The sequence below is a fragment of the Rhodococcus sp. IEGM 1381 genome (assembly GCF_030056795.1).
Taxonomy (GTDB): domain Bacteria; phylum Actinomycetota; class Actinomycetes; order Mycobacteriales; family Mycobacteriaceae; genus Rhodococcoides.
In genome coordinates this window covers 1-245 of record NZ_JASHKQ010000042.1, presented here as the reverse complement: position 1 = coordinate 245, position 245 = coordinate 1, and the positions used below count along the sequence as shown (strand labels likewise).

Below are 245 nucleotides of genomic sequence, written 5' to 3'. Positions count from 1 at the left end.
ACCTGCGGAACAGACATCGCCGGCACCCGATATCGCACCGAACTCTTCGGAATCAAGCTCTTCCACACCACCATCCGACTCCGCCACATCCGGTTCGACGTCAGCCCAAGGCCCGGCACCCGGAACAGGCGCGGCCGCCGCTACCGCCAGCGACAACCGACACCAGCGTCGCTTGGGATCACTGACCTCCGCTGCAGCCCTGTTCTGCACCCACACACCCGTCGGCAAGGGCACACGGCACAGCT

Annotated in this window: 1 protein-coding gene; it reads right to left on the bottom strand. The window is 65.7% G+C overall.

The features are described from left to right. The coding region (locus QM797_RS26190) for a hypothetical protein (RefSeq protein ID WP_283278656.1) at positions 1–210 on the bottom strand (210 nt) is incomplete at its 3' end. Positions 211–245 lie beyond the last annotated feature (35 nt).